Below are 733 nucleotides of genomic sequence, written 5' to 3' on the forward strand. Positions count from 1 at the left end.
GCACAGGGCCGGTCGGCGTGACCGTCCCGATGGTTTTTTCCAGCGGCACATTAGGTTTTTTGGCGGAATCCTGGGCGAATGCTCCGGTCGTTGCCAACGCCAGACCTGCAGCAACGGCCATAGAGCCTACGATGGGGTGGCTGATCTTCATAATGGTATCCTCCGAGTTGTCCGGAAAGGAGCCGGTGGGTTTTGAAAGTCCGTACGCGCGTTACTTTTCGGGGAAAATCTGCTTCCAGTCGGCCTTCATGTCGACAACGGTCCACTGGTTCACCGCTGCCGCATCGAGGGCCGTGTCGAGGCGACCGAACTCTGTGTTGCGGTCGTAGGCATATTCGCGCTCCGCATCGGTGTGGTGGATAATCATCCCGAAACCGGGTTTGTCGCCCAAAGTCGTCCACTGCAGCATCTCGAGGTCGCCGTCGGAATTGCCGAACGCTGCGATAGGACGGCGGCCAATGTGCTCGTTGATACCAACGGGCTTGCCGGCCTTGTCGTCAATGAAGTTGAGTTGCGGCAGCCGCATCAAGGTCGGCGAGCCATCCTTCATCTCAAACTGTGTCTTAATCGACGAGCCGACGACCTGCTCCGGCGGAATGCCATAGACTTTTTCTGTCCACGGCCGCATGAACTCGATGGTGCCACCCGATGCGATGAAGGTCTTGAAGCCGTTGGCACGCAGATAGGTGAGCAGTTCGAGCATCGGCTGATAGACCAGCTCGGTGTAGGGCTT

The 733-nt window shown here is 58.1% G+C and carries 1 protein-coding gene; it reads right to left on the reverse strand.

Annotated elements, in window-relative coordinates; genetic code table 11:
* Nucleotides 1-211: 211 nt before the first annotated feature.
* Nucleotides 212-733 (reverse strand): HAD family hydrolase (locus tag ACXJ5O_RS28885; RefSeq protein ID WP_457302901.1); only part of this gene is annotated, 522 nt, incomplete at its 5' end.

Source organism: Phyllobacterium sp. P5_D12 (genome assembly GCF_054049495.1).